At 70.0% G+C, this 17,302-nt stretch carries 17 protein-coding genes; 10 read left to right on the top strand and 7 right to left on the bottom strand.

All coding sequences use genetic code 11. The features are described 5' to 3' along the window. Nucleotides 1–7: 7 nt before the first annotated feature. From M1L60_RS35130 to M1L60_RS35120, 3 genes are all read left to right on the top strand, one after another. Nucleotides 8–1,126 (top strand): lytic polysaccharide monooxygenase auxiliary activity family 9 protein, encoded by a 1,119-nt coding sequence (locus M1L60_RS35130; RefSeq protein ID WP_438862189.1) that lies wholly within the window; start codon nucleotides 8–10, stop codon nucleotides 1,124–1,126. 251 nt (nucleotides 1,127–1,377) lie between these two features. After that, nucleotides 1,378–2,001, top strand: coding sequence for a CdiA C-terminal domain-containing protein (locus M1L60_RS35125; RefSeq protein ID WP_438862188.1), 624 nt, complete (start codon nucleotides 1,378–1,380; stop codon nucleotides 1,999–2,001). After that, nucleotides 1,980–2,429, top strand: a complete 450-nt coding sequence (locus M1L60_RS35120; protein ID WP_253241863.1) for a SitI3 family protein — start codon at nucleotides 1,980–1,982, stop codon at nucleotides 2,427–2,429. Before M1L60_RS35125 ends, M1L60_RS35120 begins: the two co-directional genes overlap by 22 nt. Nucleotides 2,430–2,634: 205 nt before the next feature. On the opposite strand, the gene M1L60_RS35115 is transcribed toward M1L60_RS35120, so the two are convergent. From M1L60_RS35115 to M1L60_RS35105, 3 genes are all read right to left on the bottom strand, one after another. Then, nucleotides 2,635–4,956, bottom strand: coding sequence for a putative bifunctional diguanylate cyclase/phosphodiesterase (locus M1L60_RS35115; RefSeq protein WP_253241862.1), 2,322 nt, complete (start codon nucleotides 4,954–4,956; stop codon nucleotides 2,635–2,637). A gap of 54 nt (nucleotides 4,957–5,010) precedes the next feature. Next, nucleotides 5,011–5,376, bottom strand: a complete 366-nt coding sequence (locus tag M1L60_RS35110) for a tetratricopeptide repeat protein (protein ID WP_253241861.1) — start codon at nucleotides 5,374–5,376, stop codon at nucleotides 5,011–5,013. 128 nt (nucleotides 5,377–5,504) lie between these two features. Beyond that, nucleotides 5,505–6,035 (bottom strand): AfsR/SARP family transcriptional regulator, encoded by a 531-nt coding sequence (locus M1L60_RS35105; protein WP_253241860.1) that lies wholly within the window; start codon nucleotides 6,033–6,035, stop codon nucleotides 5,505–5,507. 132 nt (nucleotides 6,036–6,167) lie between these two features. On the opposite strand from M1L60_RS35105, the gene M1L60_RS35100 reads away from it, so the two are divergent. Both M1L60_RS35100 and M1L60_RS35095 read left to right on the top strand, forming a co-directional pair. Then, nucleotides 6,168–6,587: a hypothetical protein gene (locus M1L60_RS35100; RefSeq protein WP_253241859.1), complete on the top strand. Its 420-nt coding sequence runs from the start codon at nucleotides 6,168–6,170 to the stop codon at nucleotides 6,585–6,587. Nucleotides 6,588–6,808: 221 nt separating this feature from the next. Next, a complete protein-coding gene (locus M1L60_RS35095; protein ID WP_253241858.1) occupies nucleotides 6,809–8,026 on the top strand; it encodes a cytochrome P450 in 1,218 nt (405 codons plus the stop codon). Here the strand turns inward: M1L60_RS35095 and M1L60_RS35090 are convergent. Genes M1L60_RS35090 through M1L60_RS47305 form a run of 3 tightly spaced genes read right to left on the bottom strand, consistent with a single transcriptional unit; the run spans nucleotide 8,016 to nucleotide 9,390 of the window. Further along, complete coding sequence (locus M1L60_RS35090; RefSeq protein WP_253241857.1) at nucleotides 8,016–8,573, bottom strand: TetR/AcrR family transcriptional regulator; 558 nt, start codon at nucleotides 8,571–8,573, stop codon at nucleotides 8,016–8,018. The genes M1L60_RS35095 and M1L60_RS35090 overlap by 11 nt on opposite strands. After that, nucleotides 8,570–9,256 carry a DsbA family oxidoreductase gene (locus tag M1L60_RS35085; protein ID WP_253241856.1) on the bottom strand — a complete coding sequence of 229 codons (687 nt, stop codon included), beginning with the start codon at nucleotides 9,254–9,256 and terminating at the stop codon, nucleotides 8,570–8,572. The genes M1L60_RS35090 and M1L60_RS35085 overlap by 4 nt, the downstream gene beginning before the upstream one ends. Next, nucleotides 9,256–9,390, bottom strand: a complete 135-nt coding sequence (locus M1L60_RS47305; RefSeq protein ID WP_256517784.1) for a hypothetical protein — start codon at nucleotides 9,388–9,390, stop codon at nucleotides 9,256–9,258. Before M1L60_RS47305 ends, M1L60_RS35085 begins: the two co-directional genes overlap by 1 nt. 232 nt (nucleotides 9,391–9,622) lie before the next feature. Between M1L60_RS47305 and M1L60_RS35080 the strand changes: the two genes are divergently transcribed. Genes M1L60_RS35080 through M1L60_RS35065 form a run of 4 tightly spaced genes read left to right on the top strand, consistent with a single transcriptional unit; the run spans nucleotide 9,623 to nucleotide 15,693 of the window. After that, the gene (locus M1L60_RS35080; protein ID WP_253241855.1) at nucleotides 9,623–10,882 is read left to right on the top strand and encodes an SGNH/GDSL hydrolase family protein; all 1,260 of its coding nucleotides are present in this window, start codon (nucleotides 9,623–9,625) and stop codon (nucleotides 10,880–10,882) included. Continuing rightward, nucleotides 10,879–13,806, top strand: a complete 2,928-nt coding sequence (locus M1L60_RS35075; protein ID WP_253241854.1) for a glycosyl hydrolase 115 family protein — start codon at nucleotides 10,879–10,881, stop codon at nucleotides 13,804–13,806. The genes M1L60_RS35080 and M1L60_RS35075 overlap by 4 nt, the downstream gene beginning before the upstream one ends. A gap of 1 nt (nucleotide 13,807) precedes the next feature. Beyond that, the gene (locus tag M1L60_RS35070; RefSeq protein WP_253241853.1) at nucleotides 13,808–15,031 is read left to right on the top strand and encodes an SGNH/GDSL hydrolase family protein; all 1,224 of its coding nucleotides are present in this window, start codon (nucleotides 13,808–13,810) and stop codon (nucleotides 15,029–15,031) included. A 56-nt stretch (nucleotides 15,032–15,087) separates the two neighbouring features. After that, nucleotides 15,088–15,693: a DUF2461 domain-containing protein gene (locus tag M1L60_RS35065; RefSeq protein WP_253241852.1), complete on the top strand. Its 606-nt coding sequence runs from the start codon at nucleotides 15,088–15,090 to the stop codon at nucleotides 15,691–15,693. A 3-nt stretch (nucleotides 15,694–15,696) separates the two neighbouring features. Here M1L60_RS35065 and M1L60_RS35060 read toward each other — a convergent pair whose 3' ends face one another. Beyond that, a complete protein-coding gene (locus tag M1L60_RS35060) occupies nucleotides 15,697–16,389 on the bottom strand; it encodes a DUF6199 family natural product biosynthesis protein (protein ID WP_253241851.1) in 693 nt (230 codons plus the stop codon). Nucleotides 16,390–16,691: 302 nt separating this feature from the next. On the opposite strand from M1L60_RS35060, the gene M1L60_RS35055 reads away from it, so the two are divergent. After that, on the top strand, nucleotides 16,692–17,294 hold the full coding sequence (locus M1L60_RS35055) for an HIT family protein (protein ID WP_253241850.1): 603 nt from the start codon (nucleotides 16,692–16,694) through the stop codon (nucleotides 17,292–17,294). The last annotated feature ends 8 nt before the right edge of the window (nucleotides 17,295–17,302 follow it).

Raw genomic sequence — 17,302 nt, 5'->3', positions numbered from 1 at the left:
CTCTTCCATGCGAAAAAAGCTGTTGATGTACGCCATGGCGGGGCTGCTCGCCGCGGGCGTCGGCGCGGTGGTGTCACCGGTCGCGGCCCAGGCGCACGGCGCCATGATGGTGCCGGGCAGCCGTACCTGGCTCTGCTACAAGGACGGCCGCAACCCGAACACGGGCGCGATCGAGCCCAAGAACGCGGCCTGCGCGGCGGCGGTGGCCCAGAGCGGCACCACGTCGCTCTACAACTGGTTCGCGGTGCTGCGCTCGGACGGGGCGGGCCGGATGTCAGGGTTCATCCCCGACGGCCAGCTCTGCTCGGGCGGCACCGGTGGCCCGTACAACTTCACGGGCTTCAACCTGGCTCGCAACGACTGGCCGGTGACCCACCTGACGGCCGGCCGGCAGATCGGCATCCAGTACAACAACTGGGCCAAGCACCCCGGCACGTTCCGGCTGTACATCACCAAGGACAGCTGGAGCCCGACCCGATCGCTGGCCTGGAGCGACCTGGAGTCCACGCCGTTCGACTCGGTGACCAACCCGCCGGACAGCGGTGGCCCCGGCTCCGATGACGGACACTACTACTGGAACGCGACGCTGCCGTCCGGCAAGAGCGGCCGCCACCTGATCTACTCGGTGTGGCAACGCTCGGACAGCAACGAGACGTTCTACGGCTGCTCCGACGTCACCTTCGACGGCGGCAACGGCGAGGTCACCGGCGTCGGTGGCGGCGGCACGACCACGCCCCCGCCGACCACCCCGCCCCCGACGACGCCTCCGCCCACCACCCCTGGGCCCACCACGCCGCCGCCCACGACCCCGCCCCCGGCGGGCTCCGGCGACTGCACGGCGATGTTCAACATCACGGGCTCGTGGAACGGCGGCTTCCAGGCCGAGGTGATGGTCCACGCGGGCAGCGCAGCTATCAACAACTGGACGGTCAACTGGACCTGGCCCGGCTCACAAACCTTGGCCCAGGCCTGGAGCGGCACCGCCACCAGCAGCGGTTCCCTGGTAACGGTCAAGAACGTCAACTGGAACGGCACAGTAGCCGCCGGCAAGTACGTGACCTTCGGCCTGCTGGGCTCCGGCACAGCACCCCCGTCGGTCAACAACCTGGCCTGCGCCACCACCTGACCCGACCCGCTCCGAAAGGAAATCCCGGCGGCGGCGCGACCCCATCGCGCCGCCGCCGGCCGTCTTCACGACTTGGACCAGATGCGGTTGCAAGCCGTGATCCAGATTGCCGGCGGTTCTTACGATGCCTACGTCGATTGGCGATGGGCGGTCGGATGCCTCCGAGAGGCCGGGCACACGGCGGGAACGGCGAAAGCGGGCCATCACGGCCGCACGGCGGCGGGACGGACTCGGTCCGCGCCGAGCAAGACATGGCCACCGAGGTCTCCATGGCCGGGCGGTCGGTCGCGAACGGCGGTACCGGTAGCCGGCCAGAGGAGCCGGCCGCACTGCGGCCGCAGGCCGATGACCTCATCACTCAGCGGTCCGGCGAGCCCGGCGGCACCCCGCACGGCCCGCCCAAAGACATTCTGCCGGGCGAGGACGACGACGTGCGACGTTCGCTGGAGATGGAGAACTCGGGTGCCGTGGTGCTGGCCGACCGCGGCTATCACGTTCAGCAAAACCCGTCGCGGGACGAGATCGCCCGGGCCCGGCTCGACTCCGGAGACGTGGGCAATCCGGGCAAGGACCCCGACTATCTTCTTGAGGGGCGGGTGTTCGACTGCTATTCGCCGGTCAAGCCCGGGAAGGTTGTGCGCAGTATCTGGAGCGAGGCCGAGGAGAAGGTCGAGGACGGCCAGACGCAGCGAGTGGTGGTGAATCTCGAGGACTGGCGAGGTGACCTGTCCGCTCTGAAGAAGCAGTTCGCGGACTGGCCCATTCCTGGCCTCAAGGAGGTCAAGGCGATCACTGCTGACGGAGACATCGTGCAGATCGACCTGCCGCCGTACCGACCGATGGAAGAGCACACATGGCTACCACGTACAAGCTGATCCTCATGGGCGACACCCCCGTCAACCAGATCGCCGAGCGGGCCTTCCCTGTGGTCGGTGAGCGGCCGATCGGCGTTGCTCCGCGCCTTGCCGCGGACCTCAAGGACCGATACGGGTTCGACGTGACGGTCGCGGCCGGGCGCACTGGCTTTCTGGATCTGGAGACCGATGACGGGTCGTTCGAGTACGAGCCCGAGTCGTATGTCCGGGTTGTCTTCCGGCTGGACCGTCTGGCCGACCCATTGTGGGCGGTTGCGAATATTTTGTCTGCCGTGCGCCGGGTGCTCGACACCGGCTCGGAGGACGCGATCTTCGATTTCAACGGGGACATCCTGTTGTTCGCCCGGTGGGACGGCGTATTGACGAAGCACCGGCGGGGGACATGGTGGGAGCGGTACTCAGCGGGGAATCAGTTGATTCCCGATTGAGCTCAAGGCATGGCCGTTTGGTTCGATGGGCCGAGAGTCCGCTGGGCTCTCTTGGGGGCCGAGCTGCATGGGTGAACCGGCCCGGGCAAGTGGGCTGAGGGTGCGAAGACCGGCGCCGGTCGTTGTCCGGGGCGGTCGGAGCGATGGGGGATCCGGGGGGCTTGCCCCCACGGCGTGGGGTCTGGGGCTCGGGCCCCAGGCAGGCTCAGTGAAGTGGGGCCATGGATTGCTGGTGGGCCAGCAGGCGGGCCACGCCTGCGGCGGGCATGGGCTGGGCCAGGTGGAAGCCTTGGCCCAAGGTGTAGCCGAGTTCGCGCAGGGCGGTCACCTGTTCCTGGCACTCGATGCCCTCGGCGACTGTGTCCAGGCCGAAGGCGTGGGCCAGCTGGATGACGGCGCGGGCCACCGCCTGGCGGGCGTCGGCGGCGGCGGGGTGGCCGTCGTCGATCTCGATGCCGTCCACGAAGGACTTGTCGAGTTTGACGATGGCGGCGGGGAAGGCGCGTAGCAGGCTGAGCGAGGACTCGCCGGTGCCGAAGTCGTCCAGGGCGAGGCGGATGCCCATGCGGTCGAGTTCGTACAGGGCGCGGGAGACCTGCTGGCCGCGCAGCACGGCCGACTCGGTGACCTCGAGGACCAGGCGCTCGCAGGGGAGGCCGCTGTCGGCCAGGGCGCTGGTCACCTCGGCCACGAAGTCGGGGTCGTGCAACTGGCGGGCCGAGACGTTGAGGCCGGCTTCCTTCAGCGCGCCGGGGCCGAACTCGTCGAGCCACGCGGCGGCCTGGCGGCATGTCTCGCGCAGCACGTAACGGCCCAGCGGCACGATCAGGCCGGTGCGTTCGGCGGCGGGGATGAACTCGCCGGGGCCGACCGTACCGCGGGTCGGGTGGTGCCAGCGGACCAGGGCTTCGACGCCGATCACGCGCTTGTCGTCGAGGCGCACGATCGGCTGGTAGACGACGCGGAACTCGTCGTTGTCGAGGGCGCGGCGCAGCTCCGTGCCGAGCTGCATGTGCGCCAGCACCGGTTCGCCCATGCCTTCGACGTACCGTACGAAATCGGCTTTGCCCTGTTGTTTGGCCGTGTACATCGCGACGTCGGCGTCGCGCAGCACCGTGTCGACGGTGGCCCCGGGAGCGGCGGTCGCGATGCCGATACTGGCCTGGACCAGCAGGCGGTGCTCGCTGATCGGGTGGGAGAGCGCGGTCAGCAGGCTCTCGGCCAGCCGCTCGGGGTCGGTGTCGCGGCCGCTCAGCACCACCGCGAACTCGTCGCCGCCGACCCGGGCCGGCAGACCGCGGCCGCCGACCTCGGTGTGCAGCAGCAGCGCCACCGAGACCAGCAGCCGGTCGCCGACCCCGTGCCCGAGCAGGTCGTTGACGGCCTTGAAATCGTCGAGATCGATCAGCAGCACCGTGGCCGGCTCCTCGGCAGCCAGAGCATTGGTGAGCCGGTCGCGGAACAATGCCCGGTTCGCGAGACCGGTCAGCCCGTCGTGACTCACCTCGTACTGAAGCTGTTCTTCCTGAAAGCGCGCGGTGCGCAAGAGCCGGGCATTTTCCCGGTACGCCAGATATTGGCGCACCATGACGAGGGCCGTGACCACGACAGCGGCGATCAGGACCACGCGCACCGGCCGGCGCAAGGGCGCGCCGAGCGCCACCGCGACCAGCGGGACGTCGACCAGCACCATGGCCAGATAGGGCAGCAGCACCCCGACCCGGGCCGGTGGCGGCCGCAACCCGCGGTCGGCCCGGTGCTGCGCGGCCACCCCGAGGGTGATCGCGAGCGGGGCCAGGGGCAGCACGACGGCCTGGGCCGGGACGCTGGCCAGGAAGCCGAACTGGACCGCGAGCACGGCGCAGACCGCGGCCGGAACCCCGCCCGCGGCCGCCACGAAGCGCATCGCGACCCGGTCGACCGGACCGCCCGCGATGTACGACACCTTGGTCGCGGCCCCGACGGCGACCAGGAAACCGAGCCCGACCAGCACCGTCGCCTGCGGGCTCCACGGCTCGCGGGCCGACAGCATCGGGGCCAGGCCGAGGTACCAGAGCACGGCCGCGCAACCGAGGAAGGCGATCATCCGGTCCAGCGTCATCCGCCACCGCTCGGCGCCGCGGGCTGCGGCCACCGGCACCCGGGCCAGGGCCCAGATGGCGATGAGGAACCCGGCCACCGCGAAGGCCGCGGCCGGGGCGGGCATGCTGCGGGTGCGCACCTCGTCGGCGTGGGCGGCCATGTCGACGGCCAGCCACGCGTAGCCGAACGCGATGATGCCGACGGCGACCATGATGGTGCGCCAGAACCGCCGCGCCACCGGGTCGTGCCCGGCCTGGTCGCGGGTCAGCCCGAGGACGGACAGGGTGGCCAGCGCCCCGCCGACGGGGACGAACAGATAGCCGATCGCCTCGGGGCCGGCGCCGGTGCGCAGGTAGACCACGCACCACAGCGTGCCGATCGCGGCAACGGCCGCCGTGGCCAGCACATACCGGCGAACTGTCGGCTCGAGCACGTCCCGCGTCACGCGCCCGACCCTAACGGCTCCGATGTAGAGCTGATCTCCCCCGAACGTTCACGTTCACGCGCCCGCGAGTTTCTCCCGCACCCGGGCCGAGTCGGGGTGGCTTAGCTCGTCGAAGATGCGCAGGGCCTGCCGCCAGGCCGTGCGGGCCGCTGCGGCCTGGCCGAATTGCTGATGTACGTCACCCAGGCTGGCCAGCGTGTCCGCCTCCTCGTGGCGGTCGCCGAGGTCGCGGAAGATCTCGCGGGCGTGCTCGTACCCGGCGATCGACTGCTCGTAGTGACCGAGATGACGGTGGACGAGACCGAGACTGTCCCAGCCGGTGGCCCGGCCGTGCCGGTCGTCGGCCTCGTCGTACAGGGCCAGCGCCTGATGACAGTGGTCGAGCGCGGGCTCGTGCTCGCCCAGCTCGACGCTGAGCACGGCGAGGTTGTTGTGGGCGGCGGCCTGGCCGAACCCGTTGCCCGCGGCCCGGTACAGCTCGAGCGCGCGGCCGGCACTCCTCAGCGCATCGCGCAGGTGGCCCTCGCTGTATGCGCCGACACACAGGCTCAGACGAAGGGCTCCTCGCCGGTCAGTTCGGTCAGGGCGGCGATGACTGCCTCGGGCTCGCCTGCTGCCAGGTGGGCGCGGGCCCAGGCTTCCGTCACTACGAGGTACTCGCGCCGCCAGATGCGGCGGCACTGCTCGGCCCAGGCCCCGGTCAGACCGGCCAGGGGCTCGCCGCGCCACAATGCCCGCGCCTGGCCCAACAGCACGAGTGAACTGGCCTGGTCGGCCAGGTGCCGGAACGTGCGCAGGTCGACGTCGGCCTGGAGCAGGTAGCCGCCGGAGCGCCGGGTCAGAGAGCCGCCGCCGGTCTGTTCGAGCAGGCGGCGGATGCGGGTGATGTGGACGTGCAGGGCCCGGCGGGCGCCGCTGGGGGCTTCGTCCCACACGCGATCGATGAGGGTCTCGGTGGTGAGGGGACGGCCCGCGTCGGCGGCCAGCGCGGCCAGCACGTGTCGTTGCTGGCGGGGGCCGGCGTCCCACAGACGGCCCGCCGCGTGGACCTCGACCGGGCCGAGAAGTCGAACCTCCATCGCCGTTCAGAGTATTCGAGGACTTCGATCGCCCGCGCCCGCAGGCCGACAACATTCCATTAACAAATCGGCTCACACCGTGCCCGCACGCTCAGATGCGAAGGATCCCCGTCCAACGGAAGGAAACCAGACATGACCATTCGCCGGAGGTTCCTGGGCGCGGTCGCGGCCGCGGGCTTGCTGAGCACGGCCGTCGCGGTGGCGGTCACGCCGTCGCCCGCGCTGGCCGCGGACGGCTGCACGACGACCGGCGCGAGGACGATCGCGACCGTCTACACGCGGTCGCGCGGCATCGAACTGCGAGCCAACACCCCGCCCAACCGCAACCAGCAGTGCGCCTGGGGCCGGATCCTCAGCGGCTCACCCGGCGACCGGGTCTGGGTCGACCGCAGCTGGGACGGCGGCGACACCTGGGAACAGCTCAGCGTGACCACCATCAACACGGGCGGCAGCACCTTCACCGAGCCCTGGAACGACAGCTTCAAACTGATGCGCGCCTGCGGCCACGCCGCCGGCTACCCGTCCCAGGTGGCCTGCACCCGCTGGTGGTGACCGAACCATCGCCCGGCGCTGACCGAAGGCAGGAAGCGCGCCTTCGGTCAGCCCAGGACCCGGTTGCGTGGCCCGCAGTACTTCTTCCAGCGTCACACGGCCGGCGCGTAGGGGACATCCACCTGTCGCGCGGCGTTGTGCGGACGGGGAGGCGCGACCACCGTACGGGGGAATGATTCTGGCATAGATAACGATCACTTGATGCGAGCAGAATCGCGACTATGAGCGACCACGGCGTGACAGTGAAGGAATATGATCTGTTCACCGCGGAGGTGATGGCCGACCCGAACGGCTTCCTGCGTCGGGTGCGGGCCGAGAGTCCGATCGCCTGGCTGCCGCAGCTCGATGCCTATTTGCTGACGCGGTATGCCGACGTCAATGCGGCCCTGCGGGACAAGCGCCTCGACACCGCCAACATGCTGCGCTTTCTGCAGCGTCTGAGCCCGGCCGAGCAAGAAGAGCTGGAACCCGTACGCCGGTCGGTGGAAATGTGGATGGGCCACACCGTCCCGGCCGATCATGTGCGGTTTCAGCAGCTGCTCAAGCGGTATTTCACGCCGGCCATGGTGGACCGGTTGCGGCCGCGGGTGCGGGAGTTCACCCACGAGTTGCTCGACGCCGTCGCGCCCAAGGGCGAGATGGATGTGATCCGTGATCTGGCCTATCCGCTGCCCGCGAATGTGATCGCCGAACTGCTCGGGATGCCGGTCAGTGATCGGGAGCAGTTGCAGGCGTGGTCGCGGGACATCCTGCCCATCTTCGGCAACGGTGACCGGCAGCAACTGTTGCACGCGCAGCGCAGCATGCTCGAGATGCACGACTATCTGCGGCTGATCGCGGCCGAACGGCGCCGCGAGCCGCGGGACGACGTCCTCAGCACGTTTGTCGCGGCCGAGGCCGAGGGCGTCCTCACCGAGGACGAAGCGGTGGCCAACTGCGTGCTGCTGTTGTTCGCTGGGCACGAGACCACGGCCAACCTGATCGCCAACGGTCTGGTGCTGTTGTTCGACCACCCGGACCAGTTGGCGCTGCTGCGGGCCGAGCCCGACCGGATGCCGCTCGCGGTCGAGGAGATGCTGCGCTGCGACGGCCCGGCCGGGGTGATCGGGCGGGTCACCACCGAGCCGGTCGAGCTGGCCGGTCACCCCGTACCGGCCGGGAAGCACGTCTATCTGGCGCTGAACGGCGCCAACCGTGACCCCGAGGTGTTCGAGGACCCGGACCGGTTCGACGTGACCCGGCGGGGCGGGCGGCACCTCAGCTTCGGGATGGGAACGTACTACTGCCTGGGTGCGGCCCTGGCCCGGATGGAGACCGACGAGTGCCTGCGGATCCTGCTCGACCGCTGCCCGGACCTGCGGCCCGCCTATCGGGACCCGGGCTGGTTGCCGATCCCGCCGGTCGGGCACCGGCTGGAGGCGTTGCCGGTCACGTTCTGACCGCTCGCAGGCCGCGCAGCACGAAGTCCAGGCGGCGGCGGTAGTCGTCGCGGGTCTGCTGGTCGCAGGCGCGCGCGATGACGCCGCGTTCGAGGATCAGGTAGGCCAGGTCGTCGGGCGTGATGTCGGCCCGCACCACTCCGGCCGCCTGGGCCTCGTACAGCAATCGGCGCCCGAAGTGGCAGGAGCGCTCGAAAAGGCTGGTCAGCGGCTCGGACTCGGGCAGCACCCGCATCAGCACGTCGTTGGCCGCGGGCTCGTCGAACTGGAGCAGCCAGGTGCGCAGCAGGTATTCCTCGAAGCGCAGCAGCGGGCCGTCCACGGCCTCGACGGCCTCGATGATGGCGGTCAGGCGTTCGGCCACCAGCTCTTCGACCACCGCGTCGATCAGGCCGGTGCGGCTGCCGAAGCGGTGGTAGATGGTGCCCTTGCTGACCCCGGCGGCCTTGGCCACCTCGTCGAGCGGGGTGGTCAGGCCGCCGGTGCGGAACACGTCGAGGGCGGCGCGGCGGATGCCCTCGACGTTGCGCCGGGCGTCGGCTCTCATGCGGGGGAGGCTGCCCTGTCCTGCCAGATCATGTCCAGTGCTTTGCGGAACGTCTCGACCGGCTGGGCGCCGGAGACGGCCCGCCTGTTGTCGAAGACGAAGAACGGCACGCCGCTGATGTTCAGCTCGCGGGCCCGGGCGAGGTCGGCGCGGATGTCCTTCTCGTAGGCTTTGGTCTTGAGAGCGTCAAGAGCCGAGGCGCGGTCGAGGCCGAGTTCGGCCGCCAGGTCGGCCAGCACGTCGTGGTCGGCCAGGTTGAGGCCGTCGGTGAACTGGGCCCGGAACAGGCGGTCGACCATGGCCGGCTCGGCGTCGTGGGCCTTGGCCAGGTGGATCATGCGGTGCGCGTCGAGAGTGTTGATCATCATCGACGTCGGGAACCGGTAGTCGAGGCCGGACTGGGCGCCGCGGGCCGACAGCTGGGCGTGCGAGGCCTCGATCTGGGCCTTGGGCATGCCGTACTGCTTCGCCAGGTAGTCGTCGGCCAGCACGGCCTCGCCGACCGGGAAGCCGGGGTTGAGCTGGAAGCTGTGATAGCGCACCTGCACCGAGCTGCCGTGCGGGAACTGTTCGACGGCCTCTTTGAGGACGGCGTTGCCCAGGTAGCAGAACGGGCAGACGACGTCGCTCCAGACGTCGACGACGATCGGCTCGGCCGCGCGGCCGAAGACGCTGCTGGTCATCAGTCGCACCACCCGTCGACCGCGCAGACGCCGGAGTCGTCGGCCGGCTCCAACATGATCAACGGCGCCGGGGCGGGCTCGGTGGCCTCGGCCTCGACCTGCTCGTCGTCCTCGACGACGTTACTTGATGGCATGGTCAAGAAGTTACCAGCAACTTGACGCGTGCGCCAAGATAGTGACTTTCGACATCTTCACCGAAAGTTCCGACGTTTTCGGTCTGCAATTCAGCCTTGAAAGCGCGCCTGATCAAGGCAATCAATCTTGACGACATAGACGGCCGCCTTTACGTTACGGGGGTCCGCCCGATGTGTTTCCGAAACTTCCGGCCACCGCGGGGGTTTCGGCGCTTCGAGAAGGAGCTCCCTCATGCCCACCCGACGCGAGTTACTCGCCCTCACCTCCGGCGCGGCCGTCACCGCCGCGGCCGGCCTTCCCGTTCCGGCTCAGGCTTCCCCTTCCCGTACGGACGGCTGGACCGCCACCTGGGCCGCCGCCCCCACCACCATCCCACCCACCCCGCCGACCGTCCTCGCTCGGCAGACCGTCCGGCAGATCGTCCACACCAGCCTGGGCGGCGACGAGATCCGCATCCGTGTCACCAACGAGTTCGGGACCGGCCCGCTGCGCCTCGGCGCGATCCGGGTCGCCCTGCGCTCGGGCGAGGGCGCGAGCACGGCCATCGTCGGCGGCACCGACCGCCGCGTGACCTTCGGCAACCGCGCCTCGGTGACCATCCCGGCCGGCTCACCCCTGGTCAGCGACCCGGTGCGGCTGCGCGTGGCCCCCGGCGCCGACCTGGCGATCAGCCTCTACCTGCCCGCCCGCACCCCGGTGACTTCGCTGGCCGCGTTCGCGTTCCAGGACAACGTCATCGCCGACGGTGACGTCACCGCCGCGCGGACCGTGACGCCCGTGTCGACGATCGGGCAATACCTGTTCCTCTCCGGCGTCGCTGTCCGTCGCGACGCGCGGGCGATCGTCACCCTCGGCGACTCGATCACCAACGGTGCCAACACGGCCACCAACCTCAACCACCGCTGGCCCGACCTGCTCGCGGCCCGGCTGCGCCACCACGGCGTGGCCAACGTCGGCATCTCGGGCAACCGGCTGCTGCACGACCCGAACCCGGCGCCCGGCAGCGAGGCCGAGGGCTTCGCGGCGTACTTCGGGCACAGCGGTCTTCGGCGGTTCGACCGGGACGTGCTGGCCCAGCCCGGCGCCGCCTACGTGGTGGTGCTGCTGGGCGTCAACGACCTCGGGCACCCGGGCACGGTCGCCCCGACCGGCGAGGTGGTCAGCGCGGACGACCTGATTGGGGGTCACCGGCAGCTGATCGCCCGCGCCCACTCGGCCGGGCTGGTCGCGATCGGCGCCACGGTCCTGCCGTTCAAGGGCGACACGCTCGGCTTCTACAGCGAGGCCAACGAGCGCAAGCGGGACGTGCTCAACCGCTGGATCCGGTCCGGCGGGGAGTACGACGGGGTGATCGACTTCGACCGGGCCATGCGGGACCCGGCCGATCCGTTGCGGCTGAATCCGGCGTACGACAGTGGGGACGGGCTGCATCCCAACGATGCCGGCATGGCCGCGATGGCCGACGCCGTGTCGCTGAGGTTGTTCTCATGAGGGCCTTGATCGCCGCATCGGCCGCGCTGGTGCTCATCACGCCGGCGCCCGCCGCCGCGCACAACAACAAAGAACAATCGGATTCGTACGTCTCCGTCGAGAACGGCCCGGGCCGGTTCCCCCTGCGGGGCGCGCCCATCGTGGTCAGCAAGGACGACTACGCCGGCGTGATCCGGGTCGCCGACGACCTGCAGACCGACCTGGAAAAGGTCACGGGGGTCAAACCCGTGGTCGGGCACGACAACATTCCGGCCGGACGCGATCCGGTCATCGTCGGCACCATCGGCAAGAGCCCGCTCATCGACCGCATCATCGCCCGCGGCAAACTCGACGTGCGCGGCGTTCAGGGCAAGTGGGAGACCACTGTCGAGCAGGTCGTGTCGAATCCGCTGCCCGGCGTGCGGCGAGCCTTTGTCATCGCCGGCAGCGACCAGCGGGGCAGCATCTACGGCGTCTACGACCTGTCGCGGAAGATCGGCGTCTCGCCCTGGCATTTCTGGGACGATGTGCCCGTACAGAAGAAGGCCGAGCTCTATGTGTTGCCGGGCCGGCACACGCAGGGGACGCCGAAGGTGAAGTACCGCGGGTTCTTCATCAACGACGAGAACCCGGCCACCGGCACGTGGGCGCCCGGCTATTTCGGGCCGGGTAAGGCGCCCGGCTATCCCGGCGGGCTCAACAGCGCCTATTTCGCCCAGGTCTTCGAGACCATGCTGCGGTTGAAGGCCAACTATCTGTGGCCGGCCGTGTGGGGGCGGGCCTTCGCCGAGGACGATCCGCTCAACCACGCCACGGCCAGCTTCTACGGCGTGGTCATGGGCACCTCGCACGAGGCGCCGATGATGCGCGGCATCGAGGAATGGAACCGGCACCCGACCGGCACGGGGGAGTGGAGCTTCCGCCGGAACGCGGACGCCATCAAGGCGTACTGGCGGGACGGCGCCGAACGGATGCGCGACCAGAACATCGAGGGCGTCATCACGCTCGGTATGCGCGGCAACGGTGACGTCAGCCTGCCCGACGGCGACGGCATCGATCTGATGTCGTCGATCATCGACAGCCAGCGGCAGATCCTGCGCGAGACCGGGCTGATCGACCGGCCCCAGGTGCAGACCCTCTACAAAGAGGTGCAGCGCTACTGGGACAACGGATACCGGCCGCCGGACGACGTCACCGTCGTGTTCTGCGACGACAACTGGGGCAACATGCGTAAGCTGCCCGACGCGTCGATGCCGGCCCGCAGCGGGGGCTACGGCATGTACTACCACTTCGACTACGTGGGCGACGGCCGCAACTACAAATGGGCCGACACCATCAATCTGACCAACACGTGGGAGCAGTTGAACCTGGCCTACCGCAAGGGCGTCGACCGGCTCTGGGTCGTGAACGTGGGCGACCTCAAGAACGAGGAGCTGCCGACGCAGTTCTTCCTCGACTACGCCTGGAACCCGGATTCGGTTCCGCTGCAAGGGATCGACGAATGGACCACCGGCTTCGCGGCCGAGAACTTCGGGGCCAAGCTCGCGCCGGCCGTGGCCGAACTGCTTGACGAGTACGGGTTCCTGCAGTCACGCCGCAAGCCGGAGCTGCTCAACCGGCGCATCAGCCTCGACGCCAACGGCGCTGTCGTCTACGACGACCAGGCGACTCCGTTCAGCCTCACCGACTACGGCGAGATGGACCGGGTGACCGAGGAATGGCTCGACCTGGCCCGCCGGGCCACGGCCTTGCGGCAGCGGGTGCCGGCCGCCTGGCAGGACGCGTTCTATCAGCTCGTCTATTACCAGATCAAGGACACGGCGATCATCTACGAGCTGCGGCGGGCGCAGTTCACCAACATCGCGTACGCGGCACAGGGCCGGGCGGCTACGAACAAGCTGGCCGACACCGCGGAACGGCTTTTCGCCGAGGACCAGTCGATGAACGATTACTACAACACCGTGCTGGCCGGCGGGAAGTGGAAAAACTGGCAACTGCAACCCAAGATCGGGTACGGGAACGTCCAGCGGTACGGGCCGAACGCGCCCTGGCAACAACCGGAATTGAACAACGTCGCTCTGCCCGACGAGATCTATCCGTACCTGAAACGCATCGAACTGCCCGCCGGAAGTGAGCTGGGGGTCGGGCTCGACGGCGGCGACCCGGTGACCCTGCCCGCGTTCAGCCCGTGGCAGGCACAGCGGAAGCAGTACCTCGACGTCTACAACAAGGGCGCCACGCCGTTCCGGTACCGGATCACCACGGGCGCGTCGTGGGTGCACGTGACACCGGCCGCGGGCGTCGTGGACGACCAGGTGCGGGCCACGGTCTCGGTCGACTGGCGACGCGCGCCTCTCGGGACGACCAGCGTGCCGATCACCGTCAGCGGGGCCGGGAAGACGGTCGTCGTGCAGGCGCCGATCTCCAACCCCACGGCCAAGCCGGTCGGGTTCCTCGAGGCCAACGGGTACGTGGCCGTGGAAGCCGACCACTACACCGCCAGGACCGGGAAGTGGCAGCTGCTGCCGGGCATCGGCAAGACGGGCAACGGGCTCACGCCGCTGGGCGGAACGGGCGCGCGGCTCGAATACAAGATGACGCTCACGAGCCCCGGGCCGGTGAAGGTGACCGCGTACCTGTCGCCGCGCAACAACGTGCTGCCGGGTGACGGCCTCAAGTACGCGGTGTCCATCGACGGGCAGACGCCGCAGGTGGTCAACGTGACCACAGCGACCGGCGCCAACGACACGACGATGAACCGGCAGTGGGCGCGCAACACGTCCGACAACATCAACCGCACGACGACTGTTCATTCGGTGACGCCGGGTGTCCATACGCTCAAGTTCTGGGCGGTCGACCCGACGGTCATCGTGCAGCGGCTGGTCGTGGACACCGGCGGGGTCAAGGACAGCTACTTCGGACCGCCCGAGAGCCGGAGGTCCTGACATGCGCCGACGTACTTTGCTGTCGCTCGGCGGCGTGGCGGCGTTGCCGGTGCCGCTCTCCGGTGCCTCGGCCCACGGGCGCAAGCGGTGGATCCACACGTGGACCGCGATGCCGCAGCTGACCGAGCCCAGCAACCTGCCGCCGGAACCGTTCACGAGTCTGGTCGACACCACCCTGCGGCAGACCGTGCACGTTTCGGTCGGGGGATCGCGCGTACGGGTGCGTTTCTCCAACGCGTTCGGCGGGGCGGCGCTGCCTCTGACCGGGGCGGCGGTGGCCAAGCCGGTCGGCGGGCGGGCCGGGGTGCCGGGAATCGTGCCCGGGTCGAGCCGGCCGCTCACGTTCGGTGGACGGCGGTCGGTCACGGTGCCGGTCGGGGCGCAGATCGTGTCCGACCCGGTGGCGCTGCCGGTGGGCCGGGGCGAGAACCTGACCATCACCGCCTACCTGGCCACGGGACAGGACACGGTCGAGATCACGTCCCATCCGGGGTCGCGGACCACCTCGTACCTGATCAAGGGTGACCACGTCGCGGCGCCGGATCTCGCGGGTGCCGTGGGCGTCGCGCACTGGTATCTGATCAGCGGGGTCGAGGTTCAGGCGGACGGGCCGGCGCTGGCCGTGGTGGGGGACTCGCTCACCGACGGGCGCGGGTCGACGACCGACGGGAACGACCGCTGGCCCGACCAGCTGATCGCCCGGGGTGGCCGGGCGGCCGTGCTGAATCAGGCGGCGGGCGGCAACCGGGTGCTCAACGACGGGCTCGGGCCGAACGTGCTGGCCCGGCTCGACCGGGACGTGCTCGCCACCAGCGGCGTCGACCGGATGCTGCTGTTCGAGGGCGTCAACGACATCGGCACGGCGGCGGCCACCGTCGCCGGGCAGAAGGCCGTCGTGGACGACCTGCTGGTCGCCTACGAGCAGATCGTGCTGCGGGCGCATGCGGTCGACCTCAAGGTGTACGGCGCGACGATCACGCCGTTCGGCGGCAACACCGGCTACGACGACCCCGAGGGGTTGCGGGAGGCTTCCCGTACGGCGGTCAACGCGGCCGTCCGGCGGAGCGGCCTGTTCGACGGGGTGGCCGACTTCGACGCGGCCGTGCGCGATCCCGCGCTGCCACGGCAACTGCTTCCGGCGTACGACACGGGGGACCACCTGCACATGAACCCGGCCGGCTACCAGGCGATCGCCCGGGCGGTGCCCCTGCGCTGGCTGAGCTGACGGTCGAGGCCGTCCCGTGCTCCGGTGCGGGACGGCCCTCGTGCCAGAATCGGGCCGTGACGTTCCGTGGCTGGCCCAGCGAGGCCCTCGAGTTCTACGACGGGCTCGAGGCCGACAACTCGAAGACGTACTGGACGGCGCACCTCGAGTTCTACGAGCAGCAAGTACGCGACCCCATGCGCGAGCTGCTGGCCGAGCTCGAACCCGAGTTCGGGCCGGGCAAGATCTTCCGGCCGTACCGGGACGTGCGGTTCAGCCAGGACAAGACCCCGTACAAGACGCACCTCGGGGCGTGGCTGGACGCAGGCCACTACATCCAGTTGTCGGGTAACGGGCTCGCGGCCGGCTGCGGCGTCTACCAGATGGACAAGGACCAGCTCGACCGCTATCGCCGCGCGGTGGCCGACGACATCACCGGCGCCGAACTGGCCGGCATCGCCGCTCGGATCGACGTGCACGGTCACGGCTCACTGAAGACGGCGCCGCGCGGCTACGACAAGGACCACCCGCGGGCCGACCTGCTGCGGCACAAGGGCCTGACCACCTGGCAGGAGTGGAAGCCGGCCCCCTGGCTCGGCACCGCCGCCGCCAAGAAGCGGATCGTCGACTTCCTGCGCGCGAGCCGCCCGTTGAAGGATTGGCTCGACATCCACGTCCGCTGACGGTCAGCGGCCGACGGCCTCTTCGCCCGTGCTCCGGTCGATCAGCGGGCGGCCGTTCAGCGGGGCGGCGAGCGTGACCGGATAGAGCCGGACCGGGGGAACGGGCGACGTGCGGTCGGCCTCGCAGAGCAATTTCACCTGCGTGCAGGCACCCGTCAGCTCGACGGTGACCGCGTCCGGCGATTCCTGCACGTCCAGGGCATCGACCCGGAAGGCGCCGTCGACGGCGACGATCAGGTTCGTTCCGGTCGGCAGGTCGAGGTCGAACGGGTTGTCCTTCTGCACGGTCGCGTAGCGCCAGACCGCGACCGCGGAGCCGGCCTGATCGGTTTCGCCGGTCGCCGTGGTCGGCTCAGCCGAAGGGCCGGTGGCGCCGGAGCTCCCGGCGACGACCGCGGGCGGAAGCAGCGTCAGCTCGACGTGGCGAGTTCCGAAGCGCTGCTCGCGGGCCTGGCGGATGTCGTCGGCGTCGCCCTGGACCGCGTCGGCGCGGATGAGGTAGCCGCCCAGGATCACCACCAGCAGGATCGTGCCGACACCGGCCGCGCGGCCCAGGTTGTAGGCGAGGTCGCTGGGCTCGTTGGCATCGGGATCCCGGTAGCGCCAGGCGTTCAGCATGAGCCACTGCTGACGCGGCGCGATCACGGTCCACAGCGCGAAGGCGATCAGGAGAACCCCGCCGATGATCAATCCCACGGGGCCCAGTCTGACAAATCCGATCCAGCGTCGTCGGGTACGCCCCGGCCTCGCGATCTGCGCGGCCCGGCCTCGCGATCTGCGCGGCCTGACCGGTGGCCATCGCCGCGCCGGAACGCAGCCCTGGAGCCGGCCATGGCGTTGGCCGTCGTCGGGCTCAGGGGCGGCCCGGGAGCCGGGCCTACCGGTGGCGGTCGCCATGCCGGAGGGCGCCGCGGGGGCGGCTCCGGCCGGCGCCACGGCTGGGCCGGAGGGCGGGCACGGGATCGTACGGAAGCGGCTTGGGTTTTAGGCTGCCGGGCATGGCTTTGCGACCGGATGAGTTCTATGCGCACGCCCTCGAGGCCGCGGACGAGGAGCGGCGGTTGCCGCTGGCCCGAATGACCGGGTGGGACATCAGCCCGTTCGCGCCGGCGGGGCTGACGGTGTCGGCCCTGCGCGAGCCTGTGCTGCCGGAGCCGCCGCGGCACGGGGAGGACCCGGCCGACTGCCGGTCGTGCGAGCGCCGCGACGAGGGCCTCTGGCTGACCGACAACTGGCGGCTGACCCGCATCCCCAAGGCGGGCGTGCCGCTGATCCTCATGCTGCACCCGCGCGAGCACCACGACCTGGCCGACCTGCCCGACGAGCTGGCGGCCGAACTGGGCGTGCTGACCAAACACATCGCCAAACACATCCAGGCGCTGCCGCACATCAGCCGGGCCCACGTCTACCGCATCGGCGACGGCGGCGCCCACCTGCACGTCTGGTTCTTCGCCCGGCCCGAGGGCCAGTCCCAGCTGTACGGCTCCTGGCTCGTCGTCTGGGACGACCTGCTGCCCGAATACCCGGACGACGTGGCCGCCGCCGACGCCACGCTCGTGGTCGACGCGCTATTGGCCTCCTACGGCGGCCGCCGGCCCTGAGAATTCAT

The sequence above is a fragment of the Paractinoplanes aksuensis genome, assembly GCF_024137025.1.
Classification (GTDB): Bacteria; Actinomycetota; Actinomycetes; order Mycobacteriales; family Micromonosporaceae; genus Actinoplanes; species Actinoplanes aksuensis.
The sequence above is the reverse complement of the archived record's forward strand: the minus strand, read 5'-3'. Positions and strand labels throughout refer to the sequence as shown.